This is a genomic window from Pseudomonas sp. Irchel 3H3 (assembly GCF_900187635.1).
Lineage (GTDB): Bacteria > Pseudomonadota > Gammaproteobacteria > Pseudomonadales > Pseudomonadaceae > Aquipseudomonas.
In genome coordinates this window covers 149,212-170,390 of sequence record NZ_FYEC01000002.1, presented here as the reverse complement: position 1 = coordinate 170,390, position 21,179 = coordinate 149,212, and the positions used below count along the sequence as shown (strand labels likewise).

Below are 21,179 nucleotides of genomic sequence, written 5' to 3'. Positions count from 1 at the left end.
GTCTGCGCAAGGCACGAACGCTCCCTTCGCCTGGAGTTATAGGCAGATTAAAAGCGAGGCAAGCATGGACAAAGAGCACAAGGCCAGTATTGACGGGGATCAATGGGAGCAGTGTGTGCGTCAGCAGGGCTGGTTGTGGAATGGCGCCTCGACGCCGGCCGTGGCGACCCTGATTCTTGCCCATGGGGCGGGTGCGCCGATGGACAGCGCATGGATGGCCGACATGGCTGGACGCCTTGCGGCCCGTGGGGTCAATGTGCTGCGCTTCGAGTTTCCCTACATGGCCCAGCGACGCCTGGACGGCGGTCGGCGGCCGCCCAATCCGGCGCCGAAGCTGCTTGAGTGCTGGCGAGAGGTGTATGGCCTGGTGCGACGTCATGTCGCTGGGCCCCTGGCCATTGGTGGCAAGTCCATGGGCGGGCGGATGGCCAGTTTGCTGGCGGATGAGTTGGGGGTGGATGCGTTGGTGTGCCTGGGCTATCCGTTTTACCCCGTGGGTAAGCCGCAGAAACCGCGAGTGGAGCATTTGGCCGGATTAAAGACTCGGGCCTTGATTATCCAGGGTGAGCGGGATGGGTTGGGTAATCGGGATACGGTGGAGGGTTATGACTTGGCGCCTTGCATCGAGTTGATGTGGCTGGTGGCAGCGGATCATGACTTGAAGCCGCTGAAGGTTTCTGGGGTTAGTCATGAGCAGCATTTGGCGGCGGCTGCGCAGGGGATTGCGGAGTTTTTGCGGTAGTTGGGTGGATCAAGATCAAGAGCTGCAGGCGAGCTAACGCCCGCTCCTACACTAGTGTGGGAGCAACTGTCTTAACCCCAATCCCCCGTAACGATCAATCGCAATCAGCGGTTGAAGCGCTCCACCAGTGAATACTGGGTATTCGCGGTCCGGGTCAGTTCTTCGCTGAGGAGGGCCGAGTTCTGCGCCTGTTCCGAGGTCTGGTCGGCCAGTTCGGAAATGTTGCTGATGTTGCGGCTGATCTCTTCGGCCACCGCGCTCTGCTCCTCGGTGGCGGCGGCGATTTGAGTGGTCATGTCGGTGATATTGGCCACCGCTTCGCTGATGCCCACTAGGGCCTGGTCTGCCTCAAGGACCCGCGCCACGCCTTCTTCGGCCTGGCGATGGCCGGCTTCCATGGTTTGCACGGCGGTGCTGGCGGTTTGCTGGAGCTTGGCGATCAGGCTGTGGATCTGTCCGGTCGACTCGCTGGTACGTTGTGCCAGTTGGCGGACTTCGTCGGCCACCACCGCAAAACCCCGGCCCATTTCGCCGGCGCGGGCGGCTTCGATGGCGGCGTTGAGGGCCAGCAGGTTGGTCTGGTCGGCAATGCCTTTGATCACATCGACCACACCACCGATTTCGTCGCTGTCCTTGGCCAGTTGGGTCACCGTCAGGCCGGTTTCCCCGACTACCACCGACAGGCGCTGGATGGCGTCGCGGGTTTCCCCGGCGATATCGCGACCACGCCCGGTCAGGCGGTTGGCTTCCTGGGTCGCGTCTGCGGTGCGCTGGACGTGGCTGGCCACTTCCTGGGTGGTGGCGGCCATCTGGTTGACGGCGGTGGCCACCTGCTCGGTTTCCACGCGCTGACGTTCCAGGCCAGTGGAGCTGTTATGCGCCAGTTGGTCAGATTGACGTGCCTGCTCCGTCAGGTGCTCGGCGGTGTCCTGCAGGCGGGTCAGGCAGGTTTTCAAGCGGGCTTCCTGGCTGAGGATCGACATCTCCAGGCGCGCCTGGGCGCCACGGCTGTCGGTGTACATCTGGGCGATCAGCGGGTCGGAGGTGGTCTGCTCGGCGAGGCGCAACAGGCGCTTGAGACCGCGTTGTTGCCAGCTCAGCCCCAGCAGGCCCAGCGGCACCGAAAGGCCGGCAGCGAGGGCAAAGCCCCATTGCGAATTGAGGGTGGCGCCGATCATGAAGCTCAACTGGCTGATCAGGATGAATGGCAGCCAGTCCTGCAGCACGGGCAGCCATTTGTCACGCTGGGGAACGGCGGACTTGCCCTGGTTGATGCGCTGGTACAGGGTCTCGGCGCGCCGGATCTGCTCGGCGGTGGGCTTGACCCGAACTGACTCGTAGCCGATCACCTGGTTGCCGTCGAATACCGGGGTCACGTAGGCGTTGACCCAGTAATGGTCACCGTTCTGGCAGCGATTCTTGACAATGCCCATCCATGGCAGGCCTTGTTTTAATGTGCCCCACATATGCGCGAAGACCGCCGACGGGACGTCGGGGTGACGGACCAGATTGTGCGGCGCACGGATCAGTTCTTCACGGGAGAACCCACTGATCTCGACAAAAGCGTCGTTGCAGTAGTTGATCACGCCTTTGGCATCGGTGGTGGAAATCAACCGTTGCTGAGCCGGGAAGGTCCGTTCGCGTTGAGTGATGGGCTGGTTATTACGCATGGCTTTTTCAATCCGCAAGGCTTTGACAGGGTTTCGGCCAGCCCGCTGGATTATTGAAATTTTTTTTCAAGAAATCGGCGCTGCGTCGCAAAACGACCGGCGCGTCATTTGCCGTCAGATAAACCCTTGCGGGTTGAGGCAGGCGTTTGTGGCCCTGCCAATCATGTACTCGCGCTGCTGAAAGGGCAGCGCGAGTACCCACCGAAAAGCGCTCGGGGTGCCCTTACGAGGCAATCAACTGCCGCAACACGTAATGCAGGATTCCCCCGGCCTTGAAGTACTCCACTTCATTGAGGGTGTCGATCCGACACAGCACCTCGACTTTCTCGCGGCTGCCGTCCTCGCGGGTGATGATCAGGGGCAGGTTCATCCGTGGCGTCAGTTCCACGCCGCTGAGCCCCTGGATGCTCAGGGTTTCCTTGCCGGTCAGGTTCAGGCTCTTGCGGTTCTGGTCGAGCTTGAACTGCAGCGGCAGGACACCCATGCCCACCAGGTTGGAGCGGTGAATCCGTTCGAAGCTTTCGGCGATCACCGCCTTGACCCCCAGCAGGTTGGTGCCCTTGGCGGCCCAGTCGCGGCTGGAGCCGGTGCCGTATTCCTGCCCTGCGATCACCACTAGCGGAGTGCCGGCGGCCTGGTAGCGCATGGCCGCGTCATAGATCGCCATTTTCTCGCCAGTGGGGATATACAGGGTGTTGCCGCCTTCTTCGCCGCCGAGCATTTCATTGCGGATGCGAATGTTGGCGAAGGTTCCGCGCATCATCACTTCATGGTTGCCGCGCCGTGAGCCGTAGGAGTTGAAGTCCCGTGGCTCGACCCCTTGCTCGCGCAGGTAGCGGCCGGCCGGGCTGTCGGCCTTGATGTTGCCGGCGGGGGAGATGTGGTCGGTGGTCACCGAGTCGCCGAGCAGCGCCAGTACCCGGGCGTGGCTGATGTCCTCGACCACTGGCGGAGGGCCGTCGATGTGGTCGAAGAACGGTGGGTGCTGGATGTAGGTGGAGTCTGGCTGCCAGACGTAGGTAGCCGCTTGCGGCACCTCGATGGCTTGCCACTGCTCGTCGCCGGCGAACACTTCGGCGTACTCCTTGTGGAACATTGCGGTATTGACCTGATTGACCGCTTCGGCGATCTCCTGGGTGCTAGGCCAGATGTCGCGCAGGTACACCGGGTTACCGTCCTTGTCGTCGCCCAGTGACTCGCGGCTGATATCGATGCGCACCGTGCCGGCCAATGCATAGGCCACCACCAGCGGTGGCGAGGCGAGCCAGTTGGTTTTCACCAGGGGGTGGACCCGGCCTTCGAAGTTGCGGTTGCCCGACAGCACCGAAGCGACGGTGAGGTCGGAGCCCTGGATGGCTTTTTCGATCGGCTCCGGCAAGGGGCCGGAGTTGCCGATGCAGGTGGTGCAGCCGTAACCCACCAGGGCAAAGCCCAGTTGATCGAGGTATTGGGTCAGGCCGGCGGCCTTGTAGTAGTCGGTCACCACCTTGGAGCCGGGCGCCAGGGAACTCTTGACCCAGGGTTTGCGCTGCAGGCCTTTTTCCACGGCTTTTTTCGCCACCAGCCCGGCGGCCATCATCACGCTGGGGTTTGAGGTGTTGGTGCAGGAGGTGATGGCGGCAATCACCACTGCACCGTTTTTCAGGCGATAGGTCTGACCCTCGTATTGGTAGTCCGCCTCGCCGACCAGGTCGGCATTGCCTACGGCCACACCGCCACCGCCTTCACTTTCCAGGCGGCCTTCTTCCTTGCTGGTGGGTTTGACCTGCAGACCGAGGAAATCGCTGAAGGCTTGGGCCACATTGGGCAACGAGACCCGGTCTTGCGGGCGTTTTGGTCCGGCGAGACTGGCTTCGACGCTGCCCATGTCCAGCGCCAGGCTGTCACTGAACAGCGGTTCCTGGCCGGGCAGGCGCCACAGGCCCTGGGCTTTGCTGTAGGCCTCCACCAGTTTGACCACTGCAGTCGGACGGCCGGACAGGCTCAGGTAGTCCAGTGTTACCTGGTCCACCGGGAAGAAGCCGCAGGTCGCGCCGTATTCCGGCGCCATGTTGGCGATGGTGGCGCGGTCGGCCAGGGGCAGTTCGGCCAGGCCGTCGCCGTAGAACTCGACGAATTTGCCCACCACGCCTTTTTTGCGCAGCATCTGGGTCACGGTCAGCACCAGGTCGGTGGCGGTGATGCCCTCCTTGAGCTTGCCCGTGAGCTTGAAGCCAATCACCTCCGGAATCAGCATCGACACCGGTTGGCCGAGCATCGCCGCTTCGGCCTCGATCCCGCCGACACCCCAGCCCAGTACTCCGAGGCCGTTGATCATGGTGGTGTGGGAGTCGGTGCCCACCAGGGTGTCGGGGAAGGCATAGGTACGGCCGTCCTCGTCCTTGGTCCACACCGTGCGTGCGAGGTATTCGAGGTTCACCTGGTGGCAGATGCCGGTGCCCGGCGGTACCACGCTGAAGTTGTCGAAGGCGCTCTGGCCCCAGCGCAAGAAGGCATAACGTTCGCCATTGCGCTGCATTTCGATGTCGACGTTCTCTTCGAATGCGCTGCTGCTGGCAAATTTGTCGACCATCACTGAGTGGTCGATCACCAGGTCCACCGGCGACAGCGGATTGATCCGCTGTGGGTCGCCGCCGGCCTTGGCCATGGCGGCGCGCATGGCGGCCAGGTCGACCACCGCCGGTACTCCGGTAAAGTCTTGCATCAACACGCGCGCCGGACGGTACTGGATTTCCCGGTCGCTGCGCCGCTCCTTGAGCCAGGCCGCGAGGGCCTTGAGATCAGCGCCGGTGACGGTTTTCCCGTCCTCCCAGCGCAACAGGTTTTCCAGCAGGACTTTGAGCGACATCGGCAGCTGGTCGAGGTTGCCCAGGGCTTTGGCAGCCGCTGGCAAGCTGAAGTAGTGATAGGTCTTGTCGTCGACTTGCAGGGTGCCAAGGGTTTTCAGGCTATCGAGGGACGGCATTGAAATGACTCCTTTGAGTCCGCACGGCTACGGACTGACGGGATGGACAGAGCATTAAACCTAGCCCTGTTTTAAGTAGCTGGCTAATTACTGGACTCTATGGGCAGGTCCAGGGTTGCGAAGTCAGCTATCATGCGCCGGTTTTCGTGACAGGCTTTGCTACAGGGCAAGTTTGCGCGCACTTGCCCAGGAGATTTAATGAACATCCTCTTTATGCATTGCCGGCCGGGCTTCGAAGGTGAAGTCTGCTCGGAGATCGCCGAACATGCCGCGCGTTTGAACGTGGCCGGCTACGCCAAGGCGAAAACCGCCAGCGCCTGCGCCGAGTTCGTCTGCACCGAGGAAGACGGCGCCGAGCGCTTGATGCGCGGCCAGCGTTTTGCCCACTTGATCTTCCCGCGGCAATGGGCACGCGGGATCTTCATCGACCTGCCGGAAACCGATCGCATCAGCGTGATCCTCGCCCACCTGGCGCAGTTCCCGGTGTGCGGCAGCCTGTGGCTGGAAATGGTCGATACCAATGACGGCAAGGAGCTGTCGAACTTCTGCAAGAAATTCGAAGGCCATTTGCGCAAGGCCCTCATCGCGGCTGGCAAGTTGGTGGAAGACCCGCTCAAGCCACGTTTGCTGCTGACCTTCAAAAGTGGGCGCGAAGTGTTCATGGGGCTGGCTGAAGCCAACAACTCGGCGATGTGGCCGATGGGTATTCCCCGCCTGAAGTTTCCCCGCGAAGCGCCAAGCCGCTCGACCCTGAAACTGGAAGAGGCCTGGCACCACTTCATCCCGCGCGATCAGTGGGATGAGCGCTTGCACAGCGACATGACCGGTGTCGACCTGGGTGCCGCACCGGGTGGCTGGACCTGGCAACTGGTCAATCGGGGCATGCTGGTGACGGCCATCGACAACGGGCCGATGGCGCAAAGCCTGATGGATACCGGGCTGGTACAGCATTTGATGGCCGACGGCTTCACCTTCAAGCCCAAGCAGCCGGTGGACTGGATGGTCTGCGACATCGTCGAGAAACCGGCGCGCAACGCGGCGATGCTGGAAGAGTGGATCGGTGACGGGCATTGCCGCGAAGCGGTGGTCAACCTCAAGCTGCCGATGAAGCAGCGTTATGCCGAAGTGAAGCGCCTGCTCGAGCGCATCGCGGAAGGTTTCAAGGCCCGCGGGATCCGGGTCGACATCGGCTGCAAGCAGCTGTATCACGACCGCGAGGAAGTGACCTGCCATTTGCGTCGCCATGATGTGAAGAAAACCAGGTCCCGTTGAGTGGGCCCCGTCGCGAGCGTGGGCGCTGCCACAGTAATGGTGTTATGCCATAGCTGACGGGGCCCCCGGCTTTGCGCGACAATGCCGGCACGTTTCAGGAGTCAGACATGAGTGAATTGATCCATACGCCGGTTGACGGCACCCTTGACGCCACCGGCCTGAACTGTCCGGAACCGGTGATGATGCTGCACCAACACATTCGCGACCTGGTCCCGGGCGGCCTGCTCAAGGTGATCGCCACGGACCCTTCGACCCGTCGCGACATTCCCAAGTTCTGCGTGTTTCTCGACCATGAACTGGTCGGTCAACATGAGGATGGCGGCACCTACCTGTACTGGATTCGCAAGAAGTCCGGTTGATCGGCGTTAGGGGCAGCCACTAGTACGCGATTGCGTTGACGTCCATCGCGAGCAAGCCGCAAGCGGGCACCCGCTCCTACACGGCCGGGGTGCGCTGGTGAATACGAATCCGCTTGCGGGCACTGCGCACCAGGCGGATCGACAGCATCAGCGCTGCGCAGCTCAGGCCGGCAATCAGCCCTTCCCACAACCCGCTCGGGCCGCTGGCGGGGCCGAACCAGTCGGTCAGTCCCAGTACGTAACCCACCGGCAGGCCGATGCCCCAATAGGCGAACAGGGTCAGGATCATCGTCACCCGGGTGTCCTGATAGCCTCGTAGCGCACCGGCGCAGATCACCTGGATCGCATCGGAGAACTGGTACAGCGCGGCATACACGATCAGCATCGAGGCGATCTGGATCACGCTCTGGTCAGGGGTGTAGATCGAGGCGATGGGTTCGCGCAGCAGCAGGATCAGGCTCGCCGAGAATGCCGCGAACACCAGGGCTGCACCCAGCCCGACCTTCGCCGCGAAACGCGCCTGGTAGGGATTGCCGGCACCCAGTGCCTGGCCGACCCGAACCGTGACCGCCATGCCCAGCGAGTAGGGAATCATGAACAGCAGCGAGCTGATGTTCAGCGCGATCTGGTGCCCGGCCACCACGGTCGAGCCGAGGCTGCCGATCAGCAGGGCGATGACCGCGAAGATGCTCGATTCGGCGAATACCGCGATGCCGATCGGCAGGCCGATGCCGATCAGGCGCTTGATCACTGCCCACTGCGGCCAATCGATCCGCACCAGCACCCGGGTGCGGGCATAGAAGGGCGCCCAGCGGGTCCAGCCGGCCATGCTCAAGGCCATGAACCACATCACGATGCCACTGGCCCAGCCGCAGCCAACGCCGCCCATGGCCGGCAGGCCGAAGTGGCCGTAGATCAGCGCATAGTTGAGCGGGATGTTGAGCAGCAGGCCGCTCAGGCCGATGGCCATGCTCGGGCGGGTACGACCCATGCCGTCGCTGTAGCAGCGCAGTACGTAGTAGAAGGCGATGCCCGGAAAACCGAAGGCGATGCCCTGCAGGTAGCCCATGCTCGGGTCGATCAGCAGCGGGTCGACTTTCATCCAGTGCAGGATCGGCTCGGCGCTGAGCAACAGGCCGCTGCCCAGCAAGCCGACGACCAGCGCCAGCCACAGGGCCTGGCGGGTCAGTGGGCCGATCTGCTCGAATTGCCCGGCGCCAAAACGCTGGGCGACCTTGGGCGTGGTGGCCAGCAGCACGCCGGTTATCAACAGGTACACCGGAATCCAGATCGAGTTGCCCAGGGCCACTGCCGCCAGGTCCCGTGGGCTGACCCGGCCGGCCATCACAGCATCGACAAACCCCATGGCGGTAGTGGCCAGTTGCGCGACCATGATCGGCAGGGCCAGGCCCAGCAGGCCTTTGAGCTCCAGGCGAACCGGGGTTGTGCGGGGCGGGGCAGTAGCGGCGGTGCTGTCAGTCACGGAGTTCACAGGCGAAGCGTCCAAAGGGTTTTGATGCGCAAGGCGGCGCATTCTACGCCCTGACGCAGCAGTCAGGAAAACTCCAGTGTTGCGGATTTGTAATCGCCGCCTCTGGCGGGAGCTGAGCTACACTGCCGGTCCGCCAAAGGAGCCTGCCATGCTGATTGTTGCTGACGAAAATATTCCGCTGCTCGATGCCTTCTTCGAAGGTTTCGGCGAAATCCGCCGCGTGCCGGGCCGCTCCATTGATCGCGCCACTGTCGAGCAGGCCGATGTGCTGCTGGTGCGCTCGGTGACCAACGTCAGTCGCGACCTGCTGCAAGGCAGTAAGGTGCGGTTTGTCGGCACCTGCACCATTGGCACCGATCACTTGGACCTCGAGTACTTTGCCGAGGCCAATATCGGTTGGTCCAGCGCCCCGGGCTGCAATGCCCGTGGGGTGGTCGACTATGTGCTGGGTAGCTTGCTGACCCTCGCCGAGATCGAAGGCGTAGCACTGGCCGAGCGCACCTATGGGGTGGTCGGGGCTGGCGAAGTGGGTGGGCGGCTGGTCAAGGTGCTGCAAGGCCTGGGCTGGAAGGTGCTGGTCTGCGACCCGCCGCGCCGGGCAAGCGAAGGAGGCGATTACGCCAGCCTTGAGCAAATCATCGCGCAATGCGACGTGATCAGCCTGCACACTCCTTTGACCTCATCCGGCGAGCAATCGACCCGGCACCTGTTTGATCGCCAGCGCCTGGAGCAACTCAAGCCGGGTGCCTGGCTGATCAATGCCAGTCGCGGCCCGGTGGTGGACAACCAGGCACTGCGTGAAGTGCTGCTGGAGCGCGAAGACCTGCAAGCGGTACTGGACGTCTGGGAAGGCGAGCCGAGTGTCGATATCGCCCTCGCCGAACTGTGCGTGATTGCCACCCCGCATATCGCCGGCTACAGCCTCGATGGCAAACAGCGAGGCACTGCGCAGATCTATCAGGCGTTGTGCCAGTTCCTTGGCCAGCCTGCGACTGTGTCGCTGGACCAGCTGCTACCTGCCCCCTGGCTGGCGCAGGTCAGCCTGAGCGCCAGCAGTGATCCGGCTTGGGCCTTGGCGATGCTCTGCCGTGGGGTGTACGACCCGCGTCGCGACGATGCGGATTTTCGTCGCAGCCTGGTGGTCAGCGGCGCTGAGCAGCGCACGGCATTTGACCTGTTGCGCAAGCACTACCCGCAGCGCCGTGAGATTGACGGGCTGCGCGTGCAGATCGAGGGCCAGGCGCCTGAGTTGCGACAGATCGTGGCAGCTTTGGGTGCGCAGGCGGTATAGCGTAATCGCGGCGATAAAAAACCCGGCCTAGGCGGGCCGGGTTCGAAGACATCAGGCTATATGTCACTTTTGTTCGGCAGGCTTGACCAATCGCTGTTCCAGCTCGCGGCATGCGCTCTGGATCATGTCTTCAGTGATCGGTACTTCGCGGCCTTGGGCGTCAATAATGGCGCACCCTAGAGACTGGTGCGGCTGCGTGCGGATCACTTGAATCTTGTCATCGCTGCTGTGTTGCAAGGACATGGCCTGTCTCCTCATCAGGTTGTGCGCTTACTCTAAATCCGCCAGGTGACCACGCTGTGACAGCTCTACACAGGCCGATCAGGCGGTATCTCCACTCCACCAGAAATACTCTTCAACTTCCAGCCGGACTTTAGACCGATAGCATCTAGGCTCTATTGTTACAGGTCATATTCAATCCGACTGATTACGATTTACCCAAGTTCCCTTGAATTGACCGGTGTACGCTGGCCCGCGTTAATTCTTTCAGTTGGCCCTTTTGGATGATCCTGATGCTGTCAGCCCGCCACCGTCGCGCGATTCGTTTGTCCCTGCGTTTTATTGCGCCCTATCGCTGGCAGGCGTTAGGTGCCTTGCTGGCGCTGATCGTCACTGCCGGCATTACCCTGTCCATGGGGCAGGGCATTCGGTTGTTGGTGGACCAGGGCTTCATGACCCAGTCACCGCACCTGCTCAACCAGAGCATCGGCCTGTTCCTGCTGCTGGTTGTGGGTCTGGCGATCGGCACCTTCACCCGCTTTTACCTGGTGTCGTGGATTGGCGAGCGCTGCGTGGCGGACATCCGTCGGCAGGTGTTCAACCACCTGATCTACCTGCATCCCGGGTTTTACGAGGACAACCGCAGTTCCGAGATCCAGTCGCGCCTGACCGCCGATACCACCTTGCTGCAATCGGTGATCGGTTCGTCGCTGTCGCTGTTCTTGCGCAATGCCTTGATGGTGATCGGCGGCATCGTGCTGCTGTTCATCACCAACCCCAAGTTGACCAGCATTGTGGTGGTGGCGCTGCCGCTGGTGCTGGCGCCGATCCTGATTTTCGGCCGGCGCGTACGCAGCCTGTCGCGCCTGAGCCAGGACCGGATAGCGGATGTCGGCAGCTATGTCGCTGAGACCCTGGGCCAGATCAAGACCGTCCAGGCCTACAACCACCAGGCCCAGGACGAGCAGCGTTTCGCGGCCACGGTGGAGCAGGCGTTCGACACCGCGCGCAAACGCATTCTGCAGCGTGCCTGGCTGATCACGTTGGTGATCATCCTGGTGCTCGGCGCAGTCGGGGTCATGCTCTGGGTCGGTGGCATGGACGTGATCGCCGGTCGCATCAGCGCTGGGGAACTGGCGGCGTTCGTGTTCTACAGCCTGATCGTCGGCGGTGCCTTTGGCACCCTGAGCGAGGTAATTGGCGAATTGCAGCGGGCTGCCGGTGCGGCCGAGCGGATTGCCGAGTTGCTGCGTTCGGAAAACATCATCCAGCCGCCACCCAGTGGCCAGGTGACCTTGCCCGAGCGGGTTCGCGGTGAGTTGCAACTGCAGGAGGTGCGCTTTAGCTACCCGTCGCGCCCGCAAAGCTTTGCCGTCGACGGTTTGAGCCTGCGGATCAACGCCGGCGAAACCCTGGCGCTGGTCGGGCCTTCGGGGGCGGGCAAGTCGACGGTGTATGACCTGCTGCTGCGCTTCTACGATCCGCTGCAGGGGCAGATCCTGCTGGATGGCGTCGACCTGACCCGGCTCGACCCGCAGGATCTGCGGCGCTGCTTCGCCCTGGTCTCACAAACCCCGGCGCTGTTTTTTGGCAGCATTGAAGAGAACATTCGTTATGGCAAGCCCGAGGCGACCCTGGCGCAGGTCCAGGAGGCCGCGCGGATTGCCTACGCCCACGAGTTTATCGAGCAGATGCCCGCCGGCTACCAGACCCACCTGGGTGATAGCGGGTTGGGGCTTTCCGGTGGTCAGCGGCAACGCCTGGCCATCGCCCGCGCCTTGCTGGTGGACGCACCGATCCTGTTGCTGGACGAGGCCACCAGCGCCCTCGATGCGCAGAGCGAACACTTGATCCAGCAAGCCCTGCCCAGCCTGATGAAAAACCGCACCACGCTGGTCATCGCCCATCGCCTGGCCACGGTGAAAAACGCCGATCGGATCGCCGTGATGGACCAAGGCAAGCTGGTGGCGGTGGGCACCCATCAGCAACTGATCGGCAGCAACGCGTTGTACGCGCGGCTGGCAGCGTTGCAGTTCAGTGATGGGCATGAGGTGTCATGAATGAAGGCTGCTGAATGCATCCGCCTTCGGGCATTATGTCGGGCTCAAGGAAATACCTGGATCCGCCAATGAGCCGCTATCAACCCCCGTTGACCCTGAACACCAGAATTCTGACGCTGATCGCTGAAATCAGCGAGCAGATCGGTCAGCTTTCGGCAGTGGACGAAGCTCGGCAAACACCTCAACTGCGTCGCGGGAACCGGATCCGCACTATTCAGGCTTCGTTGGCCATCGAAAACAATTCCCTCAGCGTCGCGCAGGTGACGGCGGTACTGGCGGGGCAGCGAGTGCTGGGATTGCCTAGAGAGATTCAGGAGGTGCGCAACGCATTTGCGGCCTATGAGTCCATGCCGCAGTGGCGTGCCGGCAGTCGGACCGATCTGCTGTCGGCGCACCAGTTGTTGATGCAGGGCTTGATCGACGACTGTGGTCGGTTCCGCCGCGAGGGAGTCGGTATTTACCGAGGCGAGCAACTGGTTCATATGGCTCCACCACCAAGTCGTGTGGCAACCCTGATCGATGACTTGCTGGCCTGGCTGGATGCCAGCGATTGGCATCCGCTGATCCTCAGCTGTGTCTTTCACTACGAATTCGAATTCATTCATCCCTTCGCTGACGGCAATGGACGCATGGGGCGGCTGTGGCAGACCCTGATTCTCAGTCAATGGCGGCCGGTGCTGGCCTATCTGCCGGTCGAGGCGGTCATTCGCGAGCAACAGGATGCTTATTACGCGGCCTTGTCCGCCGCCGAACGGATGGCCGAATCGACACCTTTTGTCGAGTTCATGTTGCAGTCTTTGAGCCTGGCCTTGGCCGAGGCCGTCCTGAACGACCCAGTAACCGACCTAGTCACCGACCCAGTAACCGAGCAAGTGGCCAGGCTGTTGGGCGTGCTGGCGGGGGCAGGAGCGCTGAAGATCAGTGAACTGATGGCTGAGGTTGGATTGACGCATAAAGCGACATTCCGGGCTAACTACCTCAAGCCCGCATTGATGGCAGGTTTGATCGAGATGACTCAGCCGGACTCGCCCAACAACCCTGCTCAAGGGTATCGCCTGACTGAGCTTGGCGAGAGGTTCGCGGCACGCTCTGGTCCTGTTGCGCGAGGTAGGTGAGGCGCGTTTATCGAAGTACAAAAAAATGCCCGCATCCAATGATGCGGGCATTTTTTTTTTCAGTTAGGAAGGTTACTGATCGTCAAAATAGCGCTCATGCCAATCCACCAGCGGCTGGGGAGAGTTGAGCTTCTGCCCGTAGATCACCGAATAAGACAGCACGTTCTGCACATACTGGCGGGTTTCGTCGAACGGGATGCTTTCTACCCAGACGTCGAAGCTCAGGTGGTCGGCGCCACGCAGCCATTGGCGCACGCGGCCGGGGCCGGCGTTGTAGGCGGCAGAAGCGAGTACCCGGTTGCCGTTGAACTGGCTGTGGACCTGGCTCAGGTACGCGGCGCCGAGCTGGATGTTGGTGTCCGGGTTCAGCACTTGCTGGGGTGAGGCCAGGGGGATGTTGAATTTGCGCGCGGTTTCCTTGGCGGTACCGGGCATCAACTGCATCAGGCCGCTGGCGCCGACGCCGGAGCGGGCGTCATCCATGAAGGCGCTTTCCTGGCGGGTAATGGCGAACACCCAGCTGGAGTGCAGGCCACGCACCTTGGCTTCGCGGACCAGGGTGTTGCGGTGGGCCATCGGGAAACGGATGTCCAGGTCGTCCCAGTACTGCGCCTGGCTGATGGTGCGGATGGCCGGGAAGTACCATTTCAAGTCGTAGGCCAGCTTGGCCTGGGCGACCATTTCGTCGCGGTTGAAGTGGCGACTGACGTGGTACCACTCGCGGCGGCCGTCGACGATCTGCCCGCGGGCATGGAATTCCAGGGCGCGGCGCACGCCGGGGGTGTTGCGCACTTTATTGATCAAAGCCTGGCTCATCACCAGGGGCTTGTTGTTCAGCGAGTACGCAGACTGCGAGCGGTCGGCGGCGAGGAAGCCGTAGAAGTCCCGCTCACGGGCGAGGTTGCGGTACAGGGTCTGCGCTTCCGGGTTCTGCGGTTGTGCCAGTTCCAGGCTGCGGGCCTGCCAGTAGCGCCAGCGATTGGTGGTGGCCAGGTCTTGCGGCAGGCGCCGGGTCAGCTGATAGGCGTCGTCCCAGCGGGCCAGGCGCAACAGCAGGCGCAGGCGCCATTCGGACACGGTGTTGTCGCGCAGTTCTGGGTCGTATTTGGTCATCACGTCCAGGGCGCGGCTGTCGAAGCGGCGGGCCAGGGTCAGGCCGATCTCGCGGGCAATCGCGACTTTTTCATCGCGGGAAAAATGCATGCTGGCGGCATAACCATCGAGCAGGGCCATGGCCTTTTCCGGGTCCTGGCGGGCCAGGCGACGCAGGCCCAGGCTGACCACATCGGCCATGGGCTCATCCGCCGGGGTGAAGCGCGATGGCTGGTTCAGCAGTTCGGGTTTCTGCGCCACGTCCACCAGTAGGCGGCCGCGGGGTGCCAAGGTGGTCATGCTGCTGACCAGGCTGTTGGCCAGTGCGTAGTTGCGCGCCTGGGCGGCCAGCTTGGCGCGTTCCCAGCGTTTCTGTTCGGTGAGTTGGCCTTGGGCCGCCCACATGCCGAACAGGGCGTCGCATGCGGCCGGCTGGGATTTGCCGGTCAACCAGAGTTTTTCGGTGTTGGCGTAGCCTTCAGCCTTGAGGTTGTGGCTGATCTGGTACTGCGCGTTGAGACAGTCCAGCTCGGTGAAGTTGAGCTTGGGGTCGTAGTATTTCTGGAAGGTCGCCCAGTCCCCGCGATCGGCCAGCCAGCGTAACCAGCGCAGCTTCATCCAGTTGGCCTGGGGCAGGTCGCCGTGTTCGGCGAGGAATTTCTCGATTTCGGCGTTGCTCGCGCTTTTCAGGCGGGCGGTCAGCTCGTCATACGCCAGGTAGGGCTCCAGCGGGTAGTCGGCGAGGGCCTGGCTGTAGCGAAAGTACGGGCCAGTGTCACCCTTGGCCAGGGCGCGCTTGGCTTCATCGTAATACTGGCGTTGGGTGGACAGGTCCACTGCCTGGGCGGATTGAACGGCTGTGGCAGAAAGAAGCAGACAGGATAAAAAGCTGAAGAGGCGACTGCGCATGAGACATCCGGGCAGAGAAATCATGACAAGTGCCAGCAGGTGCCAGCACTGATTATCTGTAGCTTAGCCTTTTGCCAGCAACGGGTGAAAGCTTTGCCGGCCCGCCGGCACAAGTTCGCAACAATTAATGTGCAGAGTGCTCCTTCAGTGAAAATGCCAGCCTTCTGACGCCTCAAGTCAGGTAGAATGCGCGCCCAGTTTTTGGAGAAGCTCATGACCCTGCTCAAATTCAGCGATGTGTCCCTTGCTTTCGGCTCTATGCCGTTGTTGGACAAGGTGTCCTGGCAGATCGCCCGTGGTGAGCGGGTGTGCATCATCGGCCGCAACGGCACAGGCAAGTCCAGCATGATGAAGCTGGTCAAGGGCGATCAGAAGCCCGATGACGGCTCCGTCTGGCGCGCACCTGGCCTCAAGATCGGCGAATTGCCGCAAGAATTGCCGGTGGCCGACGAGCGGACCGTGTTCGACGTGGTCGCCGAAGGCCTGGACGGTGTTGGCGAACTGCTCGCGCAGTACCATCACCTGAGCCAGAACATCGTTACCGATGCCGACCTGGACAAGCTGATGCACGTCCAGCACGACCTCGAAGCCCGTGACGGCTGGCGCTTGCAGCAATTGGTCGACAGCACCCTGAGCCGTCTGCAATTGCCTGCCGACAAGACCCTCGCCGAATTGTCCGGCGGCTGGCGTCGTCGCGTCCTGCTGGCGCAGGCCCTGGTTTCCGAGCCGGACCTGCTGCTGCTCGACGAACCAACCAACCACCTGGACATCGGTGCGATTGCCTGGCTTGAAGAAGCCCTGAAGGATTTCCAGGGCGCCGTGCTGTTCATCACGCACGACCGTTCATTCCTGCAGAACCTTGCCACCCGCATCCTCGAACTGGATCGCGGCGGGCTGATCGACTGGAACGGCGACTACGCCAGCTTCCTGGTGCACAAGGAAGCCACGCTGGCGGCCGAAGAGACCGCCAACGCTCTGTTCGACAAAAAGCTGGCTCAGGAAGAAGTCTGGATCCGCCAGGGCATCAAGGCCCGTCGCACCCGTAACGAAGGCCGCGTGCGTGCCCTCAAGGCCCTGCGTGTCGAGCGCAGCGAGCGTCGTGAGCGTACCGGCAAGGCGAACATCCAGCTGGACACCGCTGACAAATCCGGCAAGCAGGTGATGGTCCTCGAGAACGTGAGTTTTGCTCACCCGGGTGGCCCGTTCCTGATCAAGGATTTCTCGATGGTCCTGACGCGCGGCGACCGTATCGGCCTGCTCGGCGCCAACGGTACCGGCAAGACCACCTTGCTCAAGCTGATGCTCAACGGTCTGCAACCGACCAGCGGCAAAGTGGAAGAGGGCACGCGCATCGACGTGGCCTACTTTGACCAGTTGCGTCACCAGTTGGACCTGGAAAAGACGGTGATCGACAACGTCGCCGAAGGTCGCGATTTCATCGATATCGACGGCCAGAGCCGCCACGTGCTGAGCTACCTCGGCGACTTCCTGTTCAGCCCGCAGCGTGCCCGCACGCCGGTCAAGGCGCTGTCCGGGGGCGAGCGTGCCCGCCTGTTGCTGGCCAAGTTGTTCAGCAAACCAGCCAACCTGCTGGTGCTCGACGAACCGACCAACGACCTGGACGTGGAAACCCTCGAACTGCTGGAAGAGGTCCTGCTGACCTTCAATGGCACTGTACTGATGGTCAGTCACGACCGGGCATTCCTCGACAACGTGGTGACCAGCACCCTGGTCTTCGAAGGTGAAGGCAAGGTGCGTGAATATGTTGGCGGATACCAGGACTGGCTGCGCCAGGGTGGCTCGCCGCGTCTGCTGGGCGTGACCGAGAGCAAATCCGGCAAGGCTGACCTGAACTCGGCCGTGGTCGCTGCGGCGCCTGCGCCAGCGGCAGCGGTGGAAGCTCCAGCGGCCAAGAAGAAGCTCAGCTACAAGTTGCAGCGTGAGCTCGAAGCCCTGCCGGGGCAGATCGAAGCCATGGAACAGCAGATTGCGGCAGTTGAAGCGCAAATGGCCGACGCCAGTTTCTATCAGCGTCCCGCTGCCGAGACGGCGGCCGTGATTGCCCAGCTGGAGCAGTTGCAGGCTGAGCTGGAAGTCATGGTCGAGCGTTGGGCCGAGCTGGATGCCTGAGTGATCCTGCGATAAAAAAGCCCGGCGCTCAGTGATGAGTGCCGGGCTTTTTGTATGCAGCAGGATCGAAGCGATCCTCTGTAGGAGCGGGCGCCCGCTTGCGGCTTGCTCGCGATGGTCGTCAACGATGACGCGGGGAGCCTGACACCCCGTGGCGTTCTCGGGTTCATCGCGAGCAAGCCGCAAGCGGGCGCCCGCTCCTACAGGGGGGCGTGTCAGCTTTTGACCAGGCGTACCGCCAGCACATCGCACGGCGCGCCGTGCAGTACGTCGTTGGCGGTGGAACCCAGTAGCAATGCCAGGCCGTGGCGACCATGGCTGCCAACCACGATCAGGTCGCACGCCTGTTCCTTGGCGAAATGGTGGATTTCCTGGCGCGGCTGGCCGTAGGTCAGGTGGCTGCAGTCCTTGGTCAGTTCCGGATACTTGAGGATCAGGCGCTCGAGGCGTTCCTTGGCCTGGTCGAACTGCTGTTGTTGCAGTTGCGACAGGTCCATCGGCACGTCACCACCAAAGGCCATGGCCATTGGTTCGACGATGTGCACCAGGGACAGTTTGGCGCTGTTGCCCACTGCCAGCTCGCGAGCGCGGTGAATCACCGGATCGCATTCTTCGGTTAGATCGACGGCGACCAGAATATGGTGGTAGGGCATGGGGTGCACCTCCTGAGGATTGCGATAAGGGTAAGTATGGCTGGTTTCAAGCGTATTGGTTTCGACAGAGATCAATGCGCCCATCAAGAATCGGGAGTACAGATATGACGGTCTGGATAGTGGTGTCAATCCTTGCGGTAATGCTCAGCCCCCTGGCATGGCTCGCGCCGTCGCGTCGTCAGGGCGGCAGGATGGCCTTGCGCATGGAGGCGCGACGCATCGGCCTGGCCATGCAACTGGCGCCGCAGGAGTGGCCGCACTGGCTGCAACCGGAGCCCCCTAGCCCGTGCGCGCAGTACCATCGGCCGCGCCGGGGCACTCGGCCGGCGTGCTGGAGCTACTGGCAGAAAACTCCTGGGCAGTGGGTCAATCAGTGGCAGGAGCCCTGCGAGGATCCGGCCTTGCTGATTCATTTCGAAAAGTTGCCAGGCAACGTGTACAAGGTCGAGGCGGACAAGCAGATGATCACCTTGTATTGGGGTGAGAAGGGCGAATCCCAGGTACTGCAGCAGATCGATGCCACCCTCAAGGCGCTCGCCTGAGCACGGCGCGTTTAATGATCGGCAATAAAAAGCCCGACAATCAGCATCGGGCTGGAGTTGGCCAGGCAGGCCGGAAATTTTCTGTCGTACTGATCCTGCGCTCGGTTTCCCTCCCGGCGCGCTGATTTTTCCTCTATCGCCCCTGCCAGCGTAGCTGCTAAAGCAACGCCTGCCGCAGATTAGGGCGACGATTCTAAATATTGATTCTATGAATGACAGTACATGCAGCCGCGTGTTGCTGGTCTTCGTGGTACGGAAATGACCGCAAAGTCGCGTTTAAACCAACGTTTTGGGCGATTGACAATTGTCGGAAATTCCGTGAAGGTGGCGTACCCAAATCAAACGGGCGTATGAATTGAGCGTTTGTATGTCAGAACGCTCCTACAGAATCCCGACTATCGCGTTGGCGGGTGTGCCTGGTGGAATGGCGTTAGCATCGACAGTAGCGTCTATGCCCAGCCAGGACATCAGCGTCCGACGTGTACTGTTCAGCTTCCATATCGTGGAGATCAGTTGATGATTTACGAAGGTAAAGCCATCACGGTTAAGGCTCTTGAAAGTGGCATCGTCGAACTGAAGTTCGACCTCAAGGGTGAGTCCGTCAACAAGTTCAACCGTCTAACCCTGAACGAACTGCGTCAGGCCGTGGACGCCATCAAGGCAGATGCGTCGGTCAAGGGCGTGATCGTCAGCAGCGGTAAAGACGTGTTCATCGTCGGCGCCGACATCACTGAGTTCGTCGACAACTTCAAGCTGCCGGATGCCGAGCTGGTTGCTGGCAACCTCGAAGCCAACAAGATTTTCAGCGATTTCGAAGACCTCAACGTGCCAACCGTCGCCGCGATCAACGGCATCGCGCTGGGTGGCGGCCTGGAAATGTGCCTGGCGGCGGATTACCGCGTCATGTCCACCAAGGCCAAGATCGGTCTGCCGGAAGTCAAGCTGGGCATCTACCCGGGCTTCGGCGGTACCGTGCGCCTGCCGCGCATCATCGGTGCCGACAACGCCATCGAGTGGATTGCCGCCGGCAAGGAAAACCGTCCTGAAGACGCACTGAAAGTCGGTGCGGTGGATGCGGTGGTTGAAGCCGACAAACTGCAGGAAGCTGCGCTGGAACTGATCAAGCGCGCCATTTCCGGCGAGTTCGACTACAAGGCCAAGCGTCAGCCGAAGCTGGAAAAGCTCAAACTCAACGCCATTGAGCAAATGATGGCGTTCGAAACCGCCAAGGGTTTTGTCGCCGGTCAAGCGGGCCCGAACTACCCGGCGCCGGTTGAAGCGATCAAGACCATCCAGAAGGCCGCGAACTTCGGTCGCGACAAGGCCCTGGAAATCGAAGCTGCCGGTTTCGTCAAACTGGCCAAGACCTCTGCTGCGCAGAGCTTGATCGGTCTGTTCCTGAACGATCAGGAGCTGAAGAAAAAGGCCAAGGCCTACGACGAAATCGCCAAGGACGTGAAGCAGGCTGCCGTATTGGGCGCCGGTATCATGGGTGGCGGTATCGCGTATCAGTCGGCGTCCAAAGGCACGCCAATCCTGATGAAAGACATCAACGAGCACGGTATCGAGCAGGGCCTGGCAGAAGCCGCCAAGCTGCTGGTGGGCCGCGTTGATAAAGGTCGCATGACCGCCGCGAAAATGGCTGAAGTGCTCAACGGCATTCGTCCTACCTTGTCCTACGGCGACTTCGGTCACGTCGACCTGGTGGTTGAAGCCGTGGTCGAGAACCCGAAGGTCAAGCAAGCCGTGCTGGCTGAAGTCGAAGACCAGGTCAAAGAGGACACCATCCTCGCGTCCAACACCTCGACCATTTCCATCAGCCTGCTGGCCAAGGCCCTCAAGCGTCCGGAAAACTTCGTCGGCATGCACTTCTTCAACCCGGTGCACATGATGCCGCTGGTGGAAGTGATTCGTGGCGAGAAGTCCAGCGAGCTGGCGGTGGCCACCACCGTTGCCTACGCCAAGAAAATGGGCAAGAACCCGATCGTGGTCAACGACTGCCCGGGCTTCTTGGTCAACCGCGTGCTGTTCCCGTACTTCGGCGGCTTCGCCAAGCTGGTCAGCGCCGGTGTGGACTTCGTGCGCATCGACAAGATCATGGAAAAATTCGGCTGGCCGATGGGCCCGGCGTACCTGATGGACGTGGTCGGCATCGACACCGGTCACCACGGTCGTGACGTGATGGCTGAAGGCTTCCCGGACCGCATGAAAGACGACCGTCGTTCGGCCGTTGACGTGCTCTACGAAGCCAAGCGCCTGGGCCAGAAGAACGGCAAGGGCTTCTACGCCTACGAGACCGACAAGCGCGGCAAGCAGAAGAAAGTGGCCGACCCGTCGGTACTGGAAGTGCTCAAGCCAATCGTTTACGAGCAGCGCGAAGTCACTGACGAAGACATCATCAACTGGATGATGATCCCGCTGTGCCTGGAAACCGTGCGTTGCCTGGAAGACGGCATTGTCGAGACTGCTGCCGAAGCCGACATGGGTCTGGTCTACGGTATTGGTTTCCCTCCATTCCGTGGCGGCGCACTGCGCTACATCGATTCGCTCGGTGTTGCCGAGTTCGTTGCCCTGGCTGACCAGTACGCTGATTTGGGCGCGCTGTACCACCCGACCGCAAAACTGCGTGAGATGGCCAAGACTGGCCAGCGGTTCTTCGGTTAAGCGT

The 21,179-nt window shown here is 61.7% G+C and carries 15 protein-coding genes; 9 read left to right on the top strand and 6 right to left on the bottom strand.

Annotation, left to right across the window (positions count from 1 at the left end):
* Nucleotides 1-64: 64 nt before the first annotated feature.
* On the top strand, nucleotides 65-742 hold the full coding sequence (locus tag CKW24_RS03735; RefSeq protein ID WP_095165355.1) for an alpha/beta family hydrolase: 678 nt from the start codon (nucleotides 65-67) through the stop codon (nucleotides 740-742).
* 104 nt (nucleotides 743-846) lie between these two features.
* Here the strand turns inward: CKW24_RS03735 and CKW24_RS03730 are convergent, their stop codons facing one another.
* Nucleotides 847-2,412 (bottom strand): PAS domain-containing methyl-accepting chemotaxis protein, encoded by a 1,566-nt coding sequence (locus tag CKW24_RS03730; RefSeq protein WP_095165353.1) that lies wholly within the window; start codon nucleotides 2,410-2,412, stop codon nucleotides 847-849.
* A 223-nt stretch (nucleotides 2,413-2,635) separates the two neighbouring features.
* Nucleotides 2,636-5,377 (bottom strand): aconitate hydratase AcnA, encoded by a 2,742-nt coding sequence (gene acnA / locus CKW24_RS03725; RefSeq protein WP_095165351.1) that lies wholly within the window; start codon nucleotides 5,375-5,377, stop codon nucleotides 2,636-2,638.
* A gap of 198 nt (nucleotides 5,378-5,575) precedes the next feature.
* Between acnA and rlmM the strand changes: the two genes are divergently transcribed.
* Complete coding sequence (gene rlmM, locus CKW24_RS03720; protein WP_095165350.1) at nucleotides 5,576-6,649, top strand: 23S rRNA (cytidine(2498)-2'-O)-methyltransferase RlmM; 1,074 nt, start codon at nucleotides 5,576-5,578, stop codon at nucleotides 6,647-6,649.
* Nucleotides 6,650-6,765: 116 nt separating this feature from the next.
* Nucleotides 6,766-7,008 (top strand): sulfurtransferase TusA, encoded by a 243-nt coding sequence (gene tusA, locus CKW24_RS03715; RefSeq protein WP_174244624.1) that lies wholly within the window; start codon nucleotides 6,766-6,768, stop codon nucleotides 7,006-7,008.
* Nucleotides 7,009-7,084: 76 nt separating this feature from the next.
* Here the strand turns inward: tusA and CKW24_RS03710 are convergent, their stop codons facing one another.
* The gene (locus CKW24_RS03710) at nucleotides 7,085-8,500 is read right to left on the bottom strand and encodes an MATE family efflux transporter (RefSeq protein WP_095165641.1); all 1,416 of its coding nucleotides are present in this window, start codon (nucleotides 8,498-8,500) and stop codon (nucleotides 7,085-7,087) included.
* A gap of 148 nt (nucleotides 8,501-8,648) precedes the next feature.
* Here CKW24_RS03710 and pdxB point away from each other — a divergent pair, with 148 nt between their 5' ends.
* Nucleotides 8,649-9,791: a 4-phosphoerythronate dehydrogenase PdxB gene (gene pdxB / locus CKW24_RS03705; protein ID WP_095165346.1), complete on the top strand. Its 1,143-nt coding sequence runs from the start codon at nucleotides 8,649-8,651 to the stop codon at nucleotides 9,789-9,791.
* Between the two features lie 63 nt (nucleotides 9,792-9,854).
* On the opposite strand, the gene CKW24_RS03700 is transcribed toward pdxB, so the two are convergent.
* Nucleotides 9,855-10,034: a PA1571 family protein gene (locus CKW24_RS03700; protein WP_095165344.1), complete on the bottom strand. Its 180-nt coding sequence runs from the start codon at nucleotides 10,032-10,034 to the stop codon at nucleotides 9,855-9,857.
* 260 nt (nucleotides 10,035-10,294) lie between these two features.
* On the opposite strand from CKW24_RS03700, the gene CKW24_RS03695 reads away from it, so the two are divergent.
* Complete coding sequence (locus CKW24_RS03695; RefSeq protein WP_177440571.1) at nucleotides 10,295-12,070, top strand: ABC transporter transmembrane domain-containing protein; 1,776 nt, start codon at nucleotides 10,295-10,297, stop codon at nucleotides 12,068-12,070.
* A 68-nt stretch (nucleotides 12,071-12,138) separates the two neighbouring features.
* On the top strand, nucleotides 12,139-13,185 hold the full coding sequence (locus CKW24_RS03690; protein ID WP_095165342.1) for a Fic family protein: 1,047 nt from the start codon (nucleotides 12,139-12,141) through the stop codon (nucleotides 13,183-13,185).
* A 72-nt stretch (nucleotides 13,186-13,257) separates the two neighbouring features.
* Here CKW24_RS03690 and CKW24_RS03685 read toward each other — a convergent pair whose 3' ends face one another.
* A complete protein-coding gene (locus CKW24_RS03685; protein WP_095165339.1) occupies nucleotides 13,258-15,186 on the bottom strand; it encodes a transglycosylase SLT domain-containing protein in 1,929 nt (642 codons plus the stop codon).
* A gap of 213 nt (nucleotides 15,187-15,399) precedes the next feature.
* Here CKW24_RS03685 and CKW24_RS03680 point away from each other — a divergent pair, with 213 nt between their 5' ends.
* The gene (locus CKW24_RS03680; RefSeq protein WP_095165638.1) at nucleotides 15,400-17,316 is read left to right on the top strand and encodes an ATP-binding cassette domain-containing protein; all 1,917 of its coding nucleotides are present in this window, start codon (nucleotides 15,400-15,402) and stop codon (nucleotides 17,314-17,316) included.
* Between the two features lie 215 nt (nucleotides 17,317-17,531).
* Here CKW24_RS03680 and CKW24_RS03675 read toward each other — a convergent pair whose 3' ends face one another.
* Complete coding sequence (locus tag CKW24_RS03675; RefSeq protein WP_095165337.1) at nucleotides 17,532-17,969, bottom strand: universal stress protein; 438 nt, start codon at nucleotides 17,967-17,969, stop codon at nucleotides 17,532-17,534.
* Between the two features lie 104 nt (nucleotides 17,970-18,073).
* Between CKW24_RS03675 and CKW24_RS03670 the strand changes: the two genes are divergently transcribed.
* Together CKW24_RS03670 and fadB are read left to right on the top strand one after the other, a co-directional pair.
* Nucleotides 18,074-18,511 carry a hypothetical protein gene (locus CKW24_RS03670; RefSeq protein ID WP_095165335.1) on the top strand — a complete coding sequence of 146 codons (438 nt, stop codon included), beginning with the start codon at nucleotides 18,074-18,076 and terminating at the stop codon, nucleotides 18,509-18,511.
* Nucleotides 18,512-19,027: 516 nt separating this feature from the next.
* Nucleotides 19,028-21,175 carry a fatty acid oxidation complex subunit alpha FadB gene (gene fadB, locus CKW24_RS03665; RefSeq protein WP_095165333.1) on the top strand — a complete coding sequence of 716 codons (2,148 nt, stop codon included), beginning with the start codon at nucleotides 19,028-19,030 and terminating at the stop codon, nucleotides 21,173-21,175.
* Nucleotides 21,176-21,179 lie beyond the last annotated feature (4 nt).